The 19,827-nt window shown below is 30.1% G+C and carries 19 protein-coding genes; 3 read left to right on the forward strand and 16 right to left on the reverse strand.

All coding sequences use genetic code 11. The features are described from left to right. Positions 1 to 43: 43 nt before the first annotated feature. From ACY2RX_RS10750 to ruvC, 3 genes are all read right to left on the reverse strand, one after another. The gene (locus ACY2RX_RS10750) at positions 44 to 793 is read right to left on the reverse strand and encodes a cyclase family protein (RefSeq protein ID WP_490103983.1); all 750 of its coding nucleotides are present in this window, start codon (positions 791 to 793) and stop codon (positions 44 to 46) included. A gap of 28 nt (positions 794 to 821) precedes the next feature. Then, positions 822 to 1,949, reverse strand: a complete 1,128-nt coding sequence (hemW, locus tag ACY2RX_RS10755; protein ID WP_490103984.1) for a radical SAM family heme chaperone HemW — start codon at positions 1,947 to 1,949, stop codon at positions 822 to 824. 62 nt (positions 1,950 to 2,011) lie between these two features. Further along, entirely contained in the window at positions 2,012 to 2,560 is a 549-nt protein-coding gene (gene ruvC, locus ACY2RX_RS10760; protein ID WP_490103985.1) for a crossover junction endodeoxyribonuclease RuvC, read from the reverse strand. Between the two features lie 164 nt (positions 2,561 to 2,724). Between ruvC and ACY2RX_RS10765 the strand changes: the two genes are divergently transcribed. Then, the gene (locus tag ACY2RX_RS10765; RefSeq protein WP_490103986.1) at positions 2,725 to 3,543 is read left to right on the forward strand and encodes a hypothetical protein; all 819 of its coding nucleotides are present in this window, start codon (positions 2,725 to 2,727) and stop codon (positions 3,541 to 3,543) included. Then, positions 3,540 to 4,724 (forward strand): glycosyltransferase, encoded by a 1,185-nt coding sequence (locus ACY2RX_RS10770; protein WP_490103987.1) that lies wholly within the window; start codon positions 3,540 to 3,542, stop codon positions 4,722 to 4,724. The genes ACY2RX_RS10765 and ACY2RX_RS10770 overlap by 4 nt, the downstream gene beginning before the upstream one ends. A gap of 179 nt (positions 4,725 to 4,903) precedes the next feature. On the opposite strand, the gene ACY2RX_RS10775 is transcribed toward ACY2RX_RS10770, so the two are convergent. The 4 genes from ACY2RX_RS10775 to ACY2RX_RS10790 are packed head-to-tail and all read right to left on the reverse strand — an operon-like array spanning position 4,904 to position 6,653. Then, positions 4,904 to 5,035, reverse strand: coding sequence for a hypothetical protein (locus tag ACY2RX_RS10775; RefSeq protein ID WP_490103988.1), 132 nt, complete (start codon positions 5,033 to 5,035; stop codon positions 4,904 to 4,906). Between the two features lie 21 nt (positions 5,036 to 5,056). Continuing rightward, positions 5,057 to 5,722, reverse strand: coding sequence for a tRNA (5-methylaminomethyl-2-thiouridine)(34)-methyltransferase MnmC2 (gene mnmC2 / locus ACY2RX_RS10780; RefSeq protein WP_490103989.1), 666 nt, complete (start codon positions 5,720 to 5,722; stop codon positions 5,057 to 5,059). Next, the gene (locus ACY2RX_RS10785; protein ID WP_490103990.1) at positions 5,719 to 6,147 is read right to left on the reverse strand and encodes a hypothetical protein; all 429 of its coding nucleotides are present in this window, start codon (positions 6,145 to 6,147) and stop codon (positions 5,719 to 5,721) included. Before ACY2RX_RS10785 ends, mnmC2 begins: the two co-directional genes overlap by 4 nt. Then, a complete protein-coding gene (locus tag ACY2RX_RS10790; protein WP_490103991.1) occupies positions 6,147 to 6,653 on the reverse strand; it encodes a DUF4920 domain-containing protein in 507 nt (168 codons plus the stop codon). The genes ACY2RX_RS10785 and ACY2RX_RS10790 overlap by 1 nt, the downstream gene beginning before the upstream one ends. 119 nt (positions 6,654 to 6,772) lie before the next feature. On the opposite strand from ACY2RX_RS10790, the gene ACY2RX_RS10795 reads away from it, so the two are divergent. After that, the gene (locus ACY2RX_RS10795) at positions 6,773 to 7,828 is read left to right on the forward strand and encodes a branched-chain amino acid aminotransferase (protein ID WP_490104069.1); all 1,056 of its coding nucleotides are present in this window, start codon (positions 6,773 to 6,775) and stop codon (positions 7,826 to 7,828) included. Positions 7,829 to 7,942: 114 nt separating this feature from the next. On the opposite strand, the gene ftsZ is transcribed toward ACY2RX_RS10795, so the two are convergent. From ftsZ to ACY2RX_RS10840, 9 genes are all read right to left on the reverse strand, one after another. Continuing rightward, entirely contained in the window at positions 7,943 to 9,838 is a 1,896-nt protein-coding gene (gene ftsZ, locus ACY2RX_RS10800; RefSeq protein WP_490103992.1) for a cell division protein FtsZ, read from the reverse strand. Between the two features lie 44 nt (positions 9,839 to 9,882). Then, positions 9,883 to 11,220 carry a cell division protein FtsA gene (ftsA, locus tag ACY2RX_RS10805; protein ID WP_490103993.1) on the reverse strand — a complete coding sequence of 446 codons (1,338 nt, stop codon included), beginning with the start codon at positions 11,218 to 11,220 and terminating at the stop codon, positions 9,883 to 9,885. Between the two features lie 6 nt (positions 11,221 to 11,226). Next, a complete protein-coding gene (locus ACY2RX_RS10810; RefSeq protein WP_490103994.1) occupies positions 11,227 to 11,952 on the reverse strand; it encodes a cell division protein FtsQ/DivIB in 726 nt (241 codons plus the stop codon). After that, positions 11,942 to 13,294: a UDP-N-acetylmuramate--L-alanine ligase gene (gene murC, locus ACY2RX_RS10815; protein ID WP_490103995.1), complete on the reverse strand. Its 1,353-nt coding sequence runs from the start codon at positions 13,292 to 13,294 to the stop codon at positions 11,942 to 11,944. Before murC ends, ACY2RX_RS10810 begins: the two co-directional genes overlap by 11 nt. Beyond that, positions 13,291 to 14,385, reverse strand: a complete 1,095-nt coding sequence (gene murG / locus ACY2RX_RS10820) for an undecaprenyldiphospho-muramoylpentapeptide beta-N-acetylglucosaminyltransferase (RefSeq protein WP_490103996.1) — start codon at positions 14,383 to 14,385, stop codon at positions 13,291 to 13,293. Before murG ends, murC begins: the two co-directional genes overlap by 4 nt. Further along, positions 14,369 to 15,553, reverse strand: coding sequence for an FtsW/RodA/SpoVE family cell cycle protein (locus tag ACY2RX_RS10825; protein WP_490103997.1), 1,185 nt, complete (start codon positions 15,551 to 15,553; stop codon positions 14,369 to 14,371). Before ACY2RX_RS10825 ends, murG begins: the two co-directional genes overlap by 17 nt. 100 nt (positions 15,554 to 15,653) lie before the next feature. Next, a complete protein-coding gene (gene murD / locus ACY2RX_RS10830) occupies positions 15,654 to 17,039 on the reverse strand; it encodes a UDP-N-acetylmuramoyl-L-alanine--D-glutamate ligase (protein WP_490103998.1) in 1,386 nt (461 codons plus the stop codon). Between the two features lie 93 nt (positions 17,040 to 17,132). Next, positions 17,133 to 18,359 (reverse strand): phospho-N-acetylmuramoyl-pentapeptide-transferase, encoded by a 1,227-nt coding sequence (gene mraY, locus ACY2RX_RS10835; RefSeq protein ID WP_490103999.1) that lies wholly within the window; start codon positions 18,357 to 18,359, stop codon positions 17,133 to 17,135. 1 nt (position 18,360) lies between these two features. Continuing rightward, positions 18,361 to 19,827 carry a UDP-N-acetylmuramoyl-L-alanyl-D-glutamate--2,6-diaminopimelate ligase gene (locus ACY2RX_RS10840; protein WP_490104070.1) on the reverse strand — a complete coding sequence of 489 codons (1,467 nt, stop codon included), beginning with the start codon at positions 19,825 to 19,827 and terminating at the stop codon, positions 18,361 to 18,363.

The following is a 19,827-nucleotide window of genomic DNA, read 5'->3' on the forward strand; positions in this document are numbered from 1 at the left end:
AAATTATTTAAAGTTCTTTCTTTTAGATTCTTTTTTTATCAACTTATTTTATGATTTTATACAACACAGGTTTACTTGGTGTTGCATCATTTTCAAAAGGAGCAATCATTAGGTTTAGTAAATACTCTCCATCTTCAACATTATTGGGCACATAAATAAATTCGGTAATGGTAGCATCCATTCTTAATTTTCCAGCAGTATTCCAAAAAGCATTATGTACTACTAATTTACCACCGTCTTTTTCTTTATCTACAGAAGGTAAATCTACCAACAAATGTTTAATTCCTTTTTCTACTAAATAATTAGCTGCATTTTCAGATAAAAAAGGAGGATTTGTATTAAAGTATTTCATCGATTTTTTATCAGATAAATTTGGCAAAGTTCTTATAACAATGGCATCTCTTTTTTTGTTTCTTAAAGCAGTTCTTAATTGTTTTCTAGAAATTACAAAATCATTGCCAGCTTTTTCTGGTGCAACAGTTACAACCTCTGCAACAAAAAAATAGTGTTTTAAATTCTTATTTACAGAATGTACCTTTTTGGTAATATGCCCAACACATTCTGTATGTGTTATATGTGAATGAGGATTGAATTGAATGTTGTTAAAGTTAACCACAGCACCATTTGCAACACTCACTTCATAACCATCAAATTTTACAGTTTCAATCTTTGGATCTTCTATTCCCCAAGCATTAATTTTACCTTTTTTCATATCTATTGGAATTGAGATATCTATAGGTTCTGAAACATTTATCGTTATTTTTCTTGAATTGTATTCAATAACTGCTTTCATAATATTAACTCTACTTTTTATTTAACTATTAGTTTAATTTAAACAAATCTGAGGCAATTCCGTCTGATAAAAATCTGCCTTTTTTTGTTGTTTTTAAAATTCCGTTTTCAAGATACAACAAATCTTCTTTCAAATGTTTTTTAGATTGATTTTCTAAATACTCAACATATTTTTCTCCAAAATATGAAGATACTTTGGCAAAAGAAACTCCCCAAATGGTTCGTAAACCAGTCATAATATACTCATTATATCTATCCGTTTTTGTTAAGATTTCTCTTTCTATTGGCAGCTTATTTTCTTGAATTGATTTAATGTATTTACTATTATTTCTCACATTCCAACTTCGTTGTTTTCCATCAAAAGAATGCGCAGCAGGACCAATACCTAAATACGGTTTTCCTAACCAATAAGAAGAATTGTTTTTGCTAAAAAAACCTTCTTTACCAAAATTAGATAATTCGTAATGAATAAAACCAGACTTTTCTAATTCTTCTATTAAAATATAAAATTGCTCTTGGGCTTTTTTATCATCAACATTTTTAATTTTTCCTTTTTTTATGAGCGAATCCAAGGCAGTTTTTGGTTCTACAGTTAATGCATAACTAGAAATATGTGGCACGCCAAAACTTAGTGCAGTTTGTATGTTTTCTTTCCATTCTTGGTTTGTACAATTGGGAATCCCGTAAATTAAATCGACAGAAATATTATTAAAATATTGACTTGCAAGTGATAAGCATTTTTTTGCTTCATCAGAGTTGTGTGCTCTGTTCATCAACTTTAAATCTTTCTCAAAAAAAGACTGAACTCCAATACTTAACCTATTAATTGGTGATTTAGAAAACGCTATAATTTTTTCTTCGGATAAATCATCTGGATTTGCCTCTAAGGTAATTTCTGGATTCTCTACAACAGTATGGTTTTGATAAACGGCATCAATTAAAACCTGAATTTCTTTAACAGACAAAACACTTGGAGTTCCGCCTCCAAAATAAATGGTTTCTATAGTTGCACTTTGCAACTCATCTTTTCTGATTTCAATTTCTTTAATCAAACAAGAAATTAAATCATCTTTCTTTTTTAACGAAGTAGAAAAATGAAAATCGCAATAAAAACAGGCTTGTTTGCAAAATGGGATGTGAATGTAAATTCCTGCCATAATTAATGTATCAATTTAAAAATTATAAAATGTATCAATTATTACATTGCTTCATTTTTATATTATTTAATTTTAGAAGGATTCTGTTTTACAAAACTTTCCCAACCAGTATAATTTTTACCTCCAACAACTTTTCCAGAATTGTAAAAATGACAAACGGCTGCTGCTAAACCATCTGTTGCATCTAGGTTTTTGGGTAGCGTTTTTAAATTCAATAACGATTTTAACATTAAAGCTACTTGGTCTTTACTTGCATTTCCGTTTCCTGTAATTGCCATTTTAATTTTCTTTGGCAAATATTCTGTAATCGGAATTTGACGAGACAGACCTGCTGCCATTGCAACTCCTTGCGCTCTACCCAACTTTAACATAGACTGTACATTTTTACCAAAAAAAGGAGCTTCAATAGCAATTTCATCAGGATTAAAAGTATCTATTAACTCAATGGTACGTTCAAAAATTAATTTTAATTTTAGGTAATGATCATCATATTTTTTAAGCTGTAATTCATTCATTTGCATAAACTCCATCTTTTTTCCTACAACTTTTATGATTCCAAAACCCATAATTGTAGTTCCTGGGTCAATTCCTAAAATGATTTTTTCTGTCATCAATTTTAACGTTCTTTGTAATAATGTACAACTCGCTTTCTTACAAAACTAAACAATTCTTTTGGTTGATAATAAAACTATCTATTGTAATTGGGTGTGCTTATTTTATTTATCAAAAATTATTTGATAACAATTTGCTCAGTTTTTCTATTTTTTATGAAAATTTGATTAAAAACAATATTTTTTCTGCTAAAAACATCTTTTTTCTACTCGTTTTTACTCTTTTTAATTGGCTTTTAGAAATTTTAAAATGGAAAACTCTTGCTTATTATGCAAACAAAATTTCTTTTTTAGAAGCAGCAAAACAAAGTTTATCATCTTTAACTGCTTCATTAATTACACCCAACAGAATTGGAGAATATGGAGTAAAAGCAATGTATTTTAAAAAGTCTTTGAGAAAACGAATTGTAGGTTTAAACTTAGTTGGCAATTTTTATCAAATGTTAATGACATTATTTTTTGGAATTATCGGTTTCAGTTATTTTGTTTTAAAACACAATATAGAAATTGATTTTCATCGAATTTTTCGTTTTCTATTAATAATTCTATTGGTTGTTTTTGCCTTCTTTTTTGGTGCAAAACACTTTAAATATAGAGGATACACCTTTGAAAAAGCAAAAAATTATATTAAAAAAATTCCGTTTTTAACAAATCTTAAAACTGCTTTTATTTCATTCTTAAGATTTGTAATTTTTTCGCATCAATTTTACTTTTTATTATATCTTTTTAATTTTGAAATTAGTTATTTAGACGCTATTTCTGCAATTACATCTGTCTATTTTATAGCTTCTATCATACCAATGTTGTCTGTTTTTGATGTAGTTTTAAAAAGTTCTGTTGCCATTTGGGTTTTTTCTTATTTTAATTTTAACCCTATAGAAATCTTGTCTATCACAACTATTATGTGGGTTCTTAATTTTGTAATTCCTGCAATTATTGGAAGCTATTTTGTGTTAACTTTTAAACCTAATTTTACAAAATGATTTGGGCATTTGTTTTTATATTTACTTTTTATGCAATTCTGATTATTTCTTTAGCAATTGGTTTTACAAAAGTTGATGAATTTAAACCAGAAAACTACAATCCAAAAACAACTTTTACTGTTGTTATTCCTTTTAGAAATGAAGAAAAAAACCTATCTAACTTATTAGATTCTGTTGCAGAAATAAATTACCCAAAAGAACTCGTAGAATTTATTTTTGTTGATGATGATTCTGATGATAGTTCTGTTGAAGTTATTAATAGTTTTTTGAATTCTATTTCGAACGACAAAGAAGGGGAAAACTCAGAAAATAAAAAACAAAACTCTAATGAGATTCTTTCTAACGTCAGAATGACAACCAACATAATTAAAAACGTAAGAACATCTAAATCACCAAAAAAAGATGCAATTACAACCGCTATTTCTATAGCAAAAAACAATTGGATTGTAACCACAGATGCAGATTGTGTTTTACCAAAAAACTGGCTAACAACTTTTGATGCTTTTATTAAAAAAAACAATCCTAAAATGATTGTTGCTCCTGTAAATTATAAAGTAAAAAACACATTTCTAGAACAATTTCAATTGCTCGATTTTATGAGTATGCAAGGAACTACTATGGGTGGTTTTGGCATTCATTTTCCTTTTCTATGTAATGGCGCAAATTTAGCGTATAAAAAAGAAGAATTTTTAAAACTAAATGGTTTTAAAGGAAACTATACCATTGCAAGCGGAGATGATGTTTTTTTGTTTGAAAAATTCTTAGAGAAAGATAAAAAAAGTGTTCAGTTTTTAAAATCTAAAGATGTTATTGTAACTACATTTCCTGTTAAAAGTTGGTCAGATTTATTAAACCAAAGAACAAGATGGGCAGCAAAAACGGGTAATTTTAAATCTGTAAAAGTAAAGTTGATTGGCTTATTAGTTTTATTGGTAAATTTAAGTGTAATTCTATCACTTTTATTTGCAGATTCTTTACTAACAAAAACACTTTCTTTTTTGCTTAAACTACTAATAGACTTATTTTTATTTGTACCTACAATTCGATTTTTTAAGCACGAAAAAGTATTTTTAAAATGGTACCTAGTAAGCAGTATTGTATATCCTTTTTTTAGTATTGTTGTAATTTTTAATTCTTTATTTTTTAAGTATCATTGGAAAGGAAGGCGTTTTAAAAAATAGAGTGTCAAAATGTACAATTGTTGCATCTTTAAGTTTATTATTAGATTTAGATTGTATAGACAGACAAGTTAAACAAACACATAAAGAAAATAATGCTTGCCAATTTGGGAATTTTTAATTACTATTATAGGATTGTATATAGAAGTTTTGCGTTTGCTAAAAAAATAAGCAATTCGTTTTTAGAATAATGCTTTTAAAATGTCTTCAGCTTTAAACCAAAGAATTAAAACTATGGCTAAAAGCATTACGAATAACAATCCTTTTTTTGGTTTTGCTTGTTTTCTTCTTCCAAATTTTCTTTTAAATTGCATATAAAAATAAGTTTTGACTGATTAATTTTTAGTGATTAGTTTTCTTGCTCTTAACATTTCTCTTTTTCCTGGAGGTCCAGGCAAACGTTCAACTAAAAACCCTACTTCTTGCATTGCTCTTCTTACGCTTCCTTTTGCAGAATAGGTTACTAAAATTCCGTTTTCTTTTAAAGCTGTAAACATTTTTTTAAAGATTTCTGCCGTCCAAAGTTGAGGTTGAACACGCGCTCCAAAAGCATCAAAATAAATTAAATCAAATGCATTAGCATCATTTATATCTTCAAAAAATTGTTTTCTTTTTTCTAAAGAAAATGTATTTGTAATTAAATGTTTTTCATCCCAAGAAACATTGTGCATTTTTTTAAAAATTGCACTGTCTTTTTTAGCATCTAAAATTGAGATAAAATTCATTTTATCAACTTCATCTGCAGTAACAGGATAGGCTTCTACGCCAACATAATCAATTGTTTTTTTACTTTCTAAATATGTTATAAAACAGTTTAACCCTGTACCAAAACCAATTTCTAAAATGGAAACTTTATCTTCTAAAACTTCTTTTAATCCATTTTTTATAAACACATGAAGTGTTTCATTTATTGATCCATTTTTAGAATGATATTGCTCGTCCCAATCTGGCAAATGTATGGTAGAAGAACCATCTGAAGTAATTAGTATTTCTCTTTTCAAATTTTATTAATTAATAACTTTTTAATTCTGGGTATTGGACCAACACAAGTAGTTTCATGACAAGCAATACAACTATTAATTGCATTATTATGATTTGAAACAAGTGAATCTTTAGGTGCATTGTAAATCTCTTTAAAGCTTTTTAAATAAAAATCTGAAAAGGTTTTAAAATTTTTGGTTCTATCTGAAGGATCTGTTAATTGAGCTGTATGAATATTTAAAAATTCTTTAGGAAATTTTTTTGGTGTTTCCCCTTTTAAAACAAGCTTTTTGTTTTCTAAACTTTTATCATACATTCTTAGCATTAAAGCAGCCATTTCTGACTGCTTTACTACTTTATTTTCAATAATAATTATCTCTTTTGATTCTTTCTTTTTACAAGAAAAAAATGCAATCAATAAGAAAAAAAATAACGTGTTTTTCATTACTTTTTCATTAAAACACCATCAGCTTCAAAAGTATACTCAACTTTTGGTTTGTTAATTTTTGCAATTTCTTCTTTAGATTTTCCTGCATCTTCTGCATAATGTTGTAATTCTTTAACAGAGGTTTCTTTTATAAAAGCTTTACCGTTTAAAACAACTTCTCTTCCTTTAGAATCTAGAGGCATAAAAAAACCATAATCTTTAAATCGCACCATTGTTTCTGTATTTTTATCTAAAGGTAATTTCATCCAACAACCTTTTTTAGAACATACTTCTTTAATGCTAGATGTAAATTTAACGTTAATTGTATCACCTGCTTTCATCGTCTTAAATTTAGATAAAAGCTCTTTTGATGTTATTGCTTTATCTAACGTTATTTTTGCTCCAAAAGAATCATAAACAACTTCTTTTGTTTCTTTGTCTGTTACTTTATCAGCTTTTTTATTTTCTTTACAAGCTGTAAAAACAAGTAAAAAAACCAAAGCTATTTTTAATAAATATTTCATAATTTCTATTTTTTTTGAGTGTCTAACAAAAGTACAAATTTTATGGTGTTAAAGCAATGTTATCTACATTAACAGATGAATAATTTATGTACATTTGTGCTTTAATTCAATCAATAAGAGTGATGTCTAAAATAGAAATTCAACGTATAGAAAAATCGAAGATAGATTCTGTAGATTTTAACAACTTACCTTTTGGAAGCGTATATTCTGACCATATGTTAGAATGTGATTTTGTTAATGGCAAATGGCAAACACCAGTTATTAAACCATATTCAAATATTTCTTTAGATCCTGCTGCAAAAATTTTCCATTATGGGCAATCCATTTTTGAAGGTATGAAAGCTTACAAAGATGCTGAAGGAAATACGATGTTATTTAGACCTTTAGACAATTGCAAACGTTTAAATAAATCTGCAGAACGTTTGGTAATTCCTGCAATTCCTGAAGCTATTTTTATGGATGGATTGAAAAAATTATTAGAAGTTGATAATGCTTGGATTCCTACCAATGGTGGAAGTTCTCTATACATAAGACCTTTTATGTTTGCTTCTGGATTAGGTTTTCACGCTTCTCCTGCAGATGCTTATAAATTTATTATTTGTACTGCGCCTTCTGGTGCTTATTTTGCTGGTAAAGTAAAAGTTTTAATTGAAGAAAAATATGCACGTGCTGCAAATGGTGGTGTTGGTTTTGCGAAAGCTGGTGGTAATTATGCTGCACAATTTTATCCAACGCAATTAGCCATAGAAAAAGGATATAATCAAGTAATTTGGACGGATGATAACACGCACGAATATATTGAAGAAGCTGGTGCAATGAATATTTTTATCAGAATTGGAGATACATTAATTACAAGCCCAACTAACGATAGAATTTTAGACGGCATTACACGTAAAAGTATCATTCAAATTGCAAAAGATAAAGGTATTAATGTTGAAGTAAGAAAAATTACAGTTGCTGAAGTTATTGTTGCGGCACAAAGTGGCAATTTAAAAGAAATGTTTGGAGCAGGAACTGCTGCTGTAATTTCTCCAATTGCAGGTTTTGGGTATCAAGGAACAGATTATGATTTACCTGAATTAGAAACTCCTTTTGCATCAACTTTAAAGAAAGCAATTACAGATATTCAAACTAATAAAGCTGATGACCCTTATGGCTGGAGAGTTTTTGTTTAATAATTAACTGTGTTTTTAGAATTAATAAAAAAATCAGGAGGGTTTTAAAACCCTCCTGATTTTCTATTTACACAGTTTTTGGATAGTGCCTTTTTAGGGGTCATTTTTTTACAATTAATCTACATTTTCATGCAAAAAAGAATTATTAGACTTCAAATTAATTTCGTCTGTATCTTTTTGGATGGATGTTTTTGTTTTACTAATTGCTGCGTTTGTATCTAAATCTACTCCTAATCTTTTATAAGCAGGCTGACGCTCAATTTCATCAATATTTTTATTCATTTGATCATTGAACTTATAATTGAAACCTTTCATCTTCTGACGTCTTTCTTCAGCTCTTTTTTGCAACTCATTAATAGTTAAATCTAAAGGAGAAACTTCTTCGCTTTTGGTTTCTATTTCATTAATTTCTGCTTGTGGTGCTTTTGTTTTTAGTTCAAACTGAATTTCTTCTTCAATCTTTTCTTCTTCTACAATACTTGAACTTTTACCAATTGTTGGCTTTGCATCAAACTCTTCTAAAACGTAACGTGTTTCTACTTCTTTACGTTCAAAAACAACTTCTTCTGCTCCGTAAACTTCAATCTCATTTACACTTTCTACTTTTTCTTCTAAACTATGACGAATTTCTTTATCAGCTTTTACTTCTGTATAGGAGTTTAAAGGTAAGTCAAATAACAAATCTGCTTGTAATTGTTGTGGTTCATCTATAACTTCTTCAACTTTTTCTGGAGTCATATCAGTAATTACAAAATCATCTTCTTTAATAGTTTCTATAACCAATTCCTCAAAAACAACATCTATGTTTGCAATTTGGTTGGTTGTTTTTACCAAATCCATTTTCGGTTTTATATCTTCTACATCATCAACCAATGTATGAACAATTTTTTGTTCAGTTTTATTTGTTAATGGCTCATCTAAAGTTGGTGATTTTGTAATTTTTTTCTCACTAAAATCATACGTTGCTTTTTGCTCATCTTCTAGTGTATGTACAATTTTCTTTACCTCTGTATTGGTAATTGTACTTTGTTGATCTGCTGCAAAACCAGTAGCAACAATGGTTACAGAAATAGCATCTCCCAACTCATCATCTTCACCAATTCCCATAATTATGTTGGCATCGTAACCAGCTTCATCTTGAATATAATCGTTTATTTCGCCTATCTCATCTAAAGTAACTTCGTTTGTACCAGACACAATTAACAACAATACATTTTTAGCTCCTGTAATTTTATTATCATTTAACAAAGGAGAATCTAAAGCTTTTACAATAGCATTTTTAGCTCTGTTTGTACCTTCTTCCCTTGCAGAACCCATAATTGCTGTTCCGCTATTAGAAAGTACAGTTTTAGCATCGTGTAAATCTATATTTTGCTTATAATGATGTGTAATTACTTCTGCAATTCCGCGAGAAGCAGTAGACAACACCTCATCTGCTTTAGAAAAACCAGCTTTAAAACCAAGGTTTCCGTAAACTTCACGCAGTTTATTATTGTTAATTACAATTAAAGAATCTACATTTTGGCGCAGTTGATCGATTCCTGATTGTGCTTGTTTAGAACGCATTCTTCCTTCAAAAGCAAATGGCATTGTTACAATTCCTACCGTAAGAATGTCCATATCTTTTGCAATTTTTGCAATTATTGGAGCTGCTCCTGTACCTGTACCACCACCCATACCAGCAGTTACAAATACCATTTTTGTTTGGGTATTTAACATTTGCTGAATTTCTTGCATACTTTCTTTTGCTGCTTGTGCTCCTATTTCTGGGTTTGCACCTGCTCCTAAACCTGATGTTAGATTTGCTCCTAATTGAATTTTATTAGGAACTGGACTATTTTCTAATGCCTGTGCATCTGTATTACAGATAACAAAATCTACACCTCTAATTTGCTGAGTGTACATATGGTTTACTGCATTACTACCACCACCTCCAACACCAATTACTTTTATGGTATTAGATTGTGTTTTTGGCATATCAAATAAAATGTTATCGAATTCTGCGCTCATAATAACTTTTATATATTTTAAGTTTTTAATTATTTTTTTCTTGTTTATTCTGCGTTGTCTAGAAAATCTTTTAAACCTTCTGTAAACTTTTCGAAAAACGACTTCTTTTTTGGCTTTGGTTTTTCTTCTATAATTGGTTTTATTTCCTCTTCATTTTGAGTTTCATCAACATTTTCATCAGCCAATTCTTCTACGATTTCTTTTTCAGCCTCATATTTTGTATCTCTTTCTAAACCTTCCATTAATAAACCAACTGCGGTTGCGTAAGCTGGGCTAGATAAAGATTCGTCTGAATCTCCTGCTAAATGCTCGTTTGGAAACCCAATTCTAGCATCCATACCTGTAATGTATTCAACTAATTGACGTAAATGTTTTAATTGAGAACCTCCACCAGTTAACACAATACCTGCAATTAATTTTCCTTTAGCAGTTTCATGTCCGTAGTTTTTTATTTCTAAATACACGTGCTCTATAATTTCTTGCACTCTTGCATGTATAATTTTTGATAAATTCTTTAACGTAATTTCTTTAGGTTCTCTACCTCTTAAACCAGGTATTGAAACGATTTCAGTTTCTTTATTTTCTCCTGGCCAGGCAGAACCAAACTTAATTTTTAATAACTCAGCTTGCTTTTCTATGATAGAACAACCTTCTTTAATATCATCTGTAATCACATTTCCTCCAAAAGGAATTACTGCTGTATGACGAATTATGCCATCTTTAAAAATTGCCAAATCTGTTGTGCCTCCACCAATATCAATTAAAGCAACCCCTGCTTCTTTTTCTTCTTGACTTAATACTGCTGATGCCGACGCTAAAGGCTCTAACGTAATCTCATTTAAACCTAAACCTGCACTTTTTACACAACGCCCAATATTTCTGATAGATGAAACTTGCCCAACAACTACATGAAAATTAGCTTCTAAACGCCCACCATACATTCCTATTGGTTCTTTAATATCTGCCTGAGAATCCACTTTAAATTCTTGTGGTAACACATGAATAATTTCTTCTCCTGGCAACATGACCAACTTATGAACTTGGTTTACTAAATTATCTATATCTTCATCTTCAATTACTTCATCTGCATTATTTCTTGTAATATAATCTGAATGGTGTAAACTACGAATATGCTGACCAGCAATACCTACAACTACTTCTTCTATCTTAACACCAGAAACACTTTCTGCCTCATCTACAGCTTGCTGAATAGATTGAATTGTTTGTGTAATATTACTTACTACACCTCTTTTAACCCCTAAACTTTTGGCTTTACCAATACCAACAACCTCAATTTTGTCATACTCATTTTTACGACCAATCATGGCAACAATTTTGGTTGTACCAATATCTAAACCAACTGCTATTTTATTGTTTTCCATTTTGATTTATTTTGTACACACAACTTGGTTGTGATATTTTACATTAATCGTTTTATATTTTTGAATTGTTTTGTCTTCAAAAGTTTTGTTATAAAACGCTTTTAACTTCTTAAATTTTGTATCCATTTCTGACAATTGTCCGAAATTGATTTTGTAATTTCCACTTCTTACGGAAAATTGATACGCATCATCGTCGAATTTCTGAATTCCAACAACTTCTTTTTTTAGAAAATTATCCTCTAAAATAAATGATACTAAAGGCAATATTTCTTTAATATCATCATCATTTTTAACACCAGAAATCAACAGAACTCTTGCCGAATAATTATGAGACAATGGCACTTTTACACCCTGTTTATCAATATAATATGACGAAGAATTATTAATAATTCTTGCCACTGGCGTTCGTTGTTTTACGGTTGTTTTTAATGTACCTGCAATGGTTAAAAACACAGAAGCATTTTCTACATACGGGTTTTTTAAAACCTTATTTTCTAAACCATATAAATCTAGTATAGATTTTGCTTGGTTTTTCACTGTGGTATCATTTTGTATTAACAATTTATTAACCATAGAATGTGTTAAAAAATTATTGTCTCCAGCTTCAAATTCTATGACAATTTTTTCGACATTTTTGTTAGTATTTCTTTTTGATGAAAAACTAAACAAAAACCCCAAACCTCCTATTAATAAAAGGAATGCTATATATTTTAAAAACTTTTTAAACTTCATCTGTAATGGTTTTTAAAAGTTCTTTAGTTACATTATTTATCAATACACCAATATCACCTGCACCCAACATTGCAACCACTTTTGCTGATGAATTTTTAATATCTTTTATGATATTATTTTTTTGTGTCAATTTTTTATGCTTACAATTAATTTTACGCAACAGCCCTTCAGAATTTACTCCAGCAATTGGTTCTTCTCTTGCAGGATAAATATCAAGCAATAAAACTTCATCAAACTTTGAAAGTGCAGCAGCAAAATCATCCATAAAATCTCTAGTTCTACTAAATAGATGTGGCTGAAAAACCACCAAAACTTTTTGATTCGGATACATTTCTCTCACCGAATTTTCTACCGCATTTATTTCTGTAGGATGATGTGCATAATCATCAATCAAAACAAAATTATTAGTTTTAATTTTATATGAAAATCTTCTTTTAACTCCTTTAAAAGTTGACAAGTTTTGTTTAATATCTTCTAACGAAACGCCATAAACATCTGCCATAGCCAAAGCCGCCAAAGCATTCATAACATTATGTTTTCCTGGTAAATGGAATTCAACATTCTGAATTTCTGATGATGGTGTTTTTACATCAAAAATATATTTTCCGTTTTCAATTTTTAAGTTATGTGCTTTATAATCTGCATCCTCATTTATTGCATAGGTTAAACCGTTTAAAGGTAAACCTTTTGCCACAATTAAAGTGTCTGAAACTTTATTTGCAAACTCTACAAACGATTCTTTTAACGCTTCTGGCTCTCCATAAATATCTAAATGATCTGCATCCATAGAAGTTACACAAGCAATATTTGGACTCAATTTTAAGAAAGATCTATCAAACTCATCAGCTTCTACCACAGAAACTTTATCTTCACCTAAAATAAGGTTTGAGTTATAATTTTCTGCAATTCCGCCTAAAAATGATGTTGCTTTTTCTTGCGCCATTATATGACCTAAAATTGATGAAGTTGTGGTTTTTCCGTGCGTACCAGCAACCGCCAAACAGAAAGTAGTTTCTGTAATTTTCCCTAAAATTTCTGACCTTTTTAAAACAGTAAAATCATTTTCTAAAAAGTAATTTAATTCAGAATGTTTTTTAGGAATTGCTGGTGTATAAACCACCAAGGTTTTATCCTTATTCAAAAAAGAAATAGGAATATTTTTTACAGCGTCTTCAAAATGAATTGCTACTCCTAATTCTTCTAAAGTAGCAGTGATTTGAGAAGGAGTTTTGTCATAACCAGCCACTTGTTTTCTATTGGCAGCAAAATAACGTGCAATTGCACTCATACCAATGCCTCCAATTCCGACAAAATAAACGTTATGTATGTTTTTTAAATTCACTTATTTAACAATTTTTCTACTTCATTAACAATATCTGTTGTTGCACTTGGCAATGCCAATTCATGAATACTTTCTGATAAACTTTGTTGTTTCCCTTTGTCTTTTAATAAGGTTTCAAAAACTATTGGAAAGGTTTCTAATTCACTTTCTTTTAATAAAATTGCTCCGTGTTTATCTGCAATAGATTTTGCGTTTTTTGTTTGATGATCTTCTGCCACATTTGGCGATGGAATAAAAATGACAGGCTTGCCTACAATGCACAATTCAGAAACACAACTCGCGCCTGCTCTCGAAATAATAATATCGGAAGCTGCATATGCCAAATCCATTCTGTTTAAAAATTGATGCACTTGAATATCCTCTAAATCATCATATTTTTTATACGCTTCATAATATAATTTACCACATTGCCAAATTACTTGTACATTTTGATTTTTAAAAAAATCTAAATGCGTTTCTACCAGCTGATTTATTTTTCTGGCGCCCAAACTTCCACCTAAAACTAAAATCGTTTTCTTTGTTTTATCTAATTTAAAAAACAATTTACTTTCTTCTGTTTTAGAATGAATTGACAACAAATCTTGACGCACAGGATTTCCTGTTTTTACAATTTTATCCGCAGGAAAAAATCGCTCTAAATTGTCATATGCAACACAAATCTTTTCTGCTTTTTTACTTAATAATTTATTAGTAATTCCTGGATACGAATTCTGCTCTTGTATTAAAGTCGGAATTCCTTTTCTAGTTGCCATAATTAATGTTGGTCCACTTGCAAAACCTCCTGTACCTATAGCAATATCTGGCTTAAATTTTCTAATTATTTTTGATGCATTCCACAAACTACTCATCAACTTAAATGGAAAAGACAAATTATCTACCGTCAATTTTCTTTGAATCCCTGATATCCATAATCCTTTAATTTTATATCCCGCTTGCGGAACTTTTTCCATTTCCATTTTATCTTTTGCGCCCACAAACAAAAAATTTGCAGTTGGATAACGCAATTTCAATTCGTTTGCTATTGCAATTGCAGGATAGATGTGACCTCCTGTTCCGCCTCCAGAAATTAATATATTAATCGATTGTTTCATGCAAAATATCTAAAGGGTTATCATCTAAAATGTCTTCTTCTGTTTCTTCTTTTGATGCGCTTACACTCAAAATCATTCCAAGTGCAAAACACGTCATCCAAATAGAAGTACCTCCACTACTTATTAATGGTAACGTTTGTCCTGTAACAGGAAACAGATTTGTTGCTACAGCCATATTTATGGTTGCCTGAAAAATAATAGGAAGACCAACTCCAAGCACTAATAAAGTGCCAAAAATGGTAGTTGTTTTTCTAATAACTACAAAGATTCTGAATAACAAAATAAAGTAAATTGACACTACTAAAAAGCCACCTACCAAACCATATTCTTCTACAATTATGGCAAAAATAAAATCGGAAGTAGATTGTGGTAAAAAGTTTTTTTGTACACTTTTACCTGGGCCAACACCTAAAGTTCCTCCTGTAGCAATGGCTGTTTTTGCTTTTTCTACTTGATAGGCTTCTTTACCATCAGCATCAGAAAAACTCTCTATTCTACTTTGCCAAGTTTGCACTCTATTGGGCATTGCATCTGGAAAAGCTTTTGCAATCAAAATAAAAATAGCTAACGCCACAATTCCTGCGCCTAAAATAAATCCTAAATATTTTATAGGATAACCTCCAATAAATGTCACCATTAAAATCATCACAAAAATGATTGCGGTTGTTGAGAAATTTGCTGGTAAAATTAATAGTAAAACAGCCGCAACTGGCGCCCAAAGCTGCCATAAACTTTCTTTAAAATTGATTTTCTTTTCTTTGTTCTTAGCCAAATATCTTGCTACATACACCATTAAAACCAATCCTGCTAAGGTTGATGTTTGAAAGCCAATTCCGCCAATTCTTATCCATCTACTTGCATTTGCGCCTCCAATTATGGTTCCTTGAGACAGTGTAAAAATCAACAAAACGATTACTATTGGAAGCATTAAAACTGATCCTCCAGAAAAATATCTGTATGGAATTTTATGAACTCCATAAATAATTGCAAAACCCATAATTAACAAAGCTATGTGTTTTACTAAATGCCCAAAAGTTGAACCAGAACCTACAACATATACCAAGTTTGTACTTGCGCTATACACAGGCATAAATGAGAATATTGCCAAAACAGCAACAATTGCCCAAATGGTTTTATCTCCTTTTATATGTTGAAAAATGGTTTTCACTTTTTAGATTTTAGATTTTAGATTTTAGATTTTAGAAAGATTTGAATATTACCCTTCTAAAATTCATTATTAATTATAAACTTTTACACAATTACACTTTTTAAAGACTTTTTACCGCTTTTTTAAATTGACGACCTCTATCTTCATAACTATTAAACAAATCGAAACTTGCACAAGCTGGCGACAACAAAACTGCATCTCCTCTTTCTGCCAATTTATGAGAAACCTTTACAGCTTCTTCTGCGCCAGCAGTTTCTATAATCATTTCAACCACATTACCAAACGTATTTTTTATTTTTTCGTTATCAACACCTAAACAAACAATCGCTTTTACTTTCTCTCTTACCAAAGGCAATAAATCATTATAATCATTTCCTTTATCTACACCGCCAACAATCCAAACCGTGGTTTTATCCATACATTCTAAAGCGTAAAAAGTTGCGTTTACATTAGTTGCTTTAGAATCGTTAATATATTCTACACCTTTAATTTTTGCCACATTTTCTAAACGATGTTCAGCACCTTCAAAATTTGACAAACTCTCTTTAATAGAACTTTTTCTTACTTTTAATAATTGCGCAGCCATTGTTGCTGCCATCGCATTTTTTGTATTGTGTTTTCCTTTAACTGATAAAGTTGATAATGGCATAATAAGTTTGTCTTTATTTATGTTGATTATAATATTATTGTTTTCTAAAAATGCTCCGAATTCTAATTTTTTTTCAATTGAAAAGGGAACTAATTGTGCTTTTATTTTCTTTTTTTTTAACCAATTATTGATGGCTGTATCATCTGCATCATAAATTAAATAATCGGTTGCTGTTTGATTTTTTGTGATTCTAAATTTTGATGCTATATATTTATTAAAATCATACTCATACCGATCTAAATGATCTGGAGTAATATTGGTTAAAATTGCAATATGACTATTGAATTTATCAACTCCATCTAATTGAAAACTACTGAGTTCCAACACATAATTCTCATACGTTTGTTCGGCAACTTGTTGTGCAAAACTGGCTCCAATATTGCCAGCAATTCCAACATCTAAACCTGCATTTTTTAAAATATGATGTACTAATAATGTTGTAGTTGTTTTACCATTTGAACCTGTAATTCCAACAATTGTAGCTTCTGTAAATTGAGCCGCAAATTCAATTTCAGAAATTACAGGAATTAATTTTTCTTTCAGTTTTTGTATCAACTCAACTTTATCAGGAATTCCTGGACTTTTCATTACCACATCAGCAGTTAAAATTTTGCTTTCTGTATGATTTTTCTCCTCAAAATCTATTTTATGATGTAAAAGAACTTCTTTGTATTTTTTTGATATTTTGCCTTTATCAGACACAAAAACTTCATATCCTTTTTGTTTTCCTAAAAGTGCTGTGCCTACTCCACTTTCTCCTGCGCCAAGAATAACAAGCAGCCCCCTTTCCCCCAAAGGGGGTAAAACTGGAATCGTTTGTTTATCTTGATTTTTCATTTTATTTCTAAACTTTTTACTTTCTATTCTCTTTTATATTAAACTCTTCTCAGACTTATTAACATATTCCCTTTTGGAAGTTGTGATAGGCTCTTACCTTAATTTCAAGGTTACAATTGCAAAAACTGCCAATAAGATTCCAACAATCCAAAAACGGACTACAATTTTACTTTCGTGATAACTTAATTTCTGATAATGATGATGTAAAGGAGACATTCTAAATATTCTTCTTCCTTCCCCAAACTTCTTTCTAGTGTATTTAAACCAAGAAACCTGCATTATTACAGACAAATTTTCTACAACAAAAATTCCTGCTAAAATTGGCAACAACAATTCTTTGCGAATTGCAATTGCGATAACCGCTATAATTCCGCCAATAGTTAGACTACCTGTATCACCCATAAAAACTTGTGCTGGATAGGTGTTATACCAAAGAAACCCTATTAATGCTCCTGCAAACGCCAAAATAAAAACAGTCATTTCGCCAGAATTGGGTATGTACATTACATCTAAATAATCTGCAAAAATGATGTTACCAGAAACCCACGCAAAAACCGCTAATGTTAGCACTATAATTGCTGAAGAACCTGCTGCCAAACCATCTATTCCGTCCGTTAAATTTGCTCCGTTAGAAATTCCTGTAACAATAAAAACAGTAATAAATATGAAAACAATCCATCCATATTTTTCATATTCATCACCTAAAAAACTTAACGCTTTTGAGTAATCTAATTCATTATCTTTTAAAAATGGAACCGTAGTTTTTGTAGATTTATGCGCATCACCAAAAACAATTTTTCTTCCTTCTTTGTTAACTGTTTGCTGCGCTATTGGCAATTGTTCTTTTATAGTAACTCCATCATTAAAATACAACATAGAACCCACAATAACTCCTAAACCAACTTGCCCTAAAACTTTAAATTTTCCTTTTAAGCCTCCTTTGTTTTTTTTAAATATTTTTATATAATCATCTACAAAACCAATTAAACCCATCCAAACTGTGGTAATTATTAAAATTAAGATATAAATATTTTCTAATTTTGCTAATAAAAACACGGGGATTAATGTTGCTAAAATGATGATAATTCCGCCCATAGTTGGTGTACCCGTTTTTTGTTTTTGACCTTCTAAACCTAAATCTCTTACGGTTTCTCCAACTTGTTGGTTTCTTAATAAATTAATGATTCTTTTACCATAAATTGTAGAAATTAACAACGATAAAATAAAGGCTGATGCTGCCCTAAATGTGATAAATTGAAATACACTTGCTCCAGGAAAACTAAATTGACTTTCTAAATATTCGAATAAATAATACAGCATCTTAGTTGTTTTTTAGTTGATGAAAACAGTTTTGCACTTCTTCTAAATCGTCAAAATAAGTTCTCACTCCGTTTATTTCTTGATAATTTTCATGTCCTTTTCCTGCAATTAATATAATATCTCCGCTGTTAGAAAACTTACAAGCGGTTTTTATAGCTTGCCTTCTATCTAAAATTGATACAGCTTTTTTATAGTTTTCTGAAGCCACACCCTTTTCCATTTCATCAATAATTGTTTGTGCGTTTTCTGTTCTTGGATTGTCTGAAGTAAAAATTGCCTGATTGCTTAATTGCGAAGCAATATGTGCCATTTTTGGTCTTTTGGTTTTATCTCTATCTCCTCCACAACCAACTACAGTGTATAAATTTTCGTTACCAGTTCTAATATCATTAATGGTTTCTAATACATTTTTTAATGCGTCTGGCGTGTGTGCATAATCTATAATTGCAGTAACATTGTCATCAGAAACCACATATTCAAAACGCCCACTCACATTTTCTAACTGACTAATAATTGTTAATATTTCAAACTTTTCTAAGCCTAATAATTCTGCGGTTGCGTAAATTGCTAATAAATTATAGGCGTTAAATCCGCCAATTAATTTTGTCCAAACTTCGGTTTCATTAATCTTTAATAAAGTTCCTGAAAACTGTTTTTCTAAAATTTTAGCTTTATAATCTGCAATGGTTTTTAAAGCGTAACTATACTTTTTAGCTTTGGTATTTTGCAACATAAAGTTGCCGTTTTTATCATCGATATTTGTAATTGCAAAAGCAGTTTTTGGTAAAGAATCAAAAAATACTTTTTTTACATCTCTGTATTCAGAAAATGTTTTATGATAATCTAAATGATCATGAGATAAATTGGTAAAAATTCCGCCAGCAAAAGTTAAGCCTTCTGTTCTTTTCTGATGAATTCCGTGCGAACTCACTTCCATAAAACAATAATCTACACCAGCCTCAATCATTTTATCTAAATAACTATTTATAGCAACAGAATCTGGAGTGGTGTGTGTGGCTTTAAACTCGGTTTCATCAACCAAAATTTTAACAGTAGATAACAAGCCAACTTTGTAACCCGCTTTTTTAAATAATTGATATAAAAGTGATGCAATGGTTGTTTTACCATTGGTACCTGTAACACCAACAAGAGGAAGTTTTTTTGATGGATTGTCAAAGAAATTCGATGCCATAATTGCCAAAGCAGTATTTGCATCGGCAACTTGCACATAGGTAATTCCTTCTTTTTTATCCAAAGGAAAATCTTCACAAATAATTACTGTAGCACCTAAAGAAATTGCCTTATCTATATACAAATGACCATCTACTGTTACGCCTTTTTGAGCGATAAACGCATCATTTTTTTTCACTTTACGTGAATCAAAAACAACATTATTTACCTCAATATTTGTATCACCAAATACCTGATTAATTGCAACCTTGTATAATATGTCTTTTAAATTTTTCAG

It is taken from the genome of Polaribacter sp. 2405UD43-2, assembly GCF_058147125.1.

What these genes read in the sequence shown, in the direction of transcription:
- ACY2RX_RS10750 (WP_490103983.1), bottom strand. Translation starts at nt 793, where the DNA reads ATGAAAGCAGTTATTGAATACAATTCAAGAAAAATAACGATAAATGTT.
- hemW (WP_490103984.1), bottom strand. Translation starts at nt 1,949, where the DNA reads ATGGCAGGAATTTACATTCACATCCCATTTTGCAAACAAGCCTGTTTT.
- ruvC (WP_490103985.1), bottom strand. Translation starts at nt 2,560, where the DNA reads ATGACAGAAAAAATCATTTTAGGAATTGACCCAGGAACTACAATTATG.
- ACY2RX_RS10770 (WP_490103987.1), top strand. Translation starts at nt 3,540, where the DNA reads ATGATTTGGGCATTTGTTTTTATATTTACTTTTTATGCAATTCTGATT.
- ACY2RX_RS10775 (WP_490103988.1), bottom strand. Translation starts at nt 5,035, where the DNA reads ATGCAATTTAAAAGAAAATTTGGAAGAAGAAAACAAGCAAAACCAAAA.
- ACY2RX_RS10785 (WP_490103990.1), bottom strand. Translation starts at nt 6,147, where the DNA reads ATGAAAAACACGTTATTTTTTTTCTTATTGATTGCATTTTTTTCTTGT.
- ACY2RX_RS10790 (WP_490103991.1), bottom strand. Translation starts at nt 6,653, where the DNA reads ATGAAATATTTATTAAAAATAGCTTTGGTTTTTTTACTTGTTTTTACA.
- ftsZ (WP_490103992.1), bottom strand. Translation starts at nt 9,838, where the DNA reads ATGAGCGCAGAATTCGATAACATTTTATTTGATATGCCAAAAACACAA.
- ftsA (WP_490103993.1), bottom strand. Translation starts at nt 11,220, where the DNA reads ATGGAAAACAATAAAATAGCAGTTGGTTTAGATATTGGTACAACCAAA.
- ACY2RX_RS10810 (WP_490103994.1), bottom strand. Translation starts at nt 11,952, where the DNA reads ATGAAGTTTAAAAAGTTTTTAAAATATATAGCATTCCTTTTATTAATA.
- murG (WP_490103996.1), bottom strand. Translation starts at nt 14,385, where the DNA reads ATGAAACAATCGATTAATATATTAATTTCTGGAGGCGGAACAGGAGGT.
- murD (WP_490103998.1), bottom strand. Translation starts at nt 17,039, where the DNA reads ATGAAAAATCAAGATAAACAAACGATTCCAGTTTTACCCCCTTTGGGG.
- mraY (WP_490103999.1), bottom strand. Translation starts at nt 18,359, where the DNA reads ATGCTGTATTATTTATTCGAATATTTAGAAAGTCAATTTAGTTTTCCT.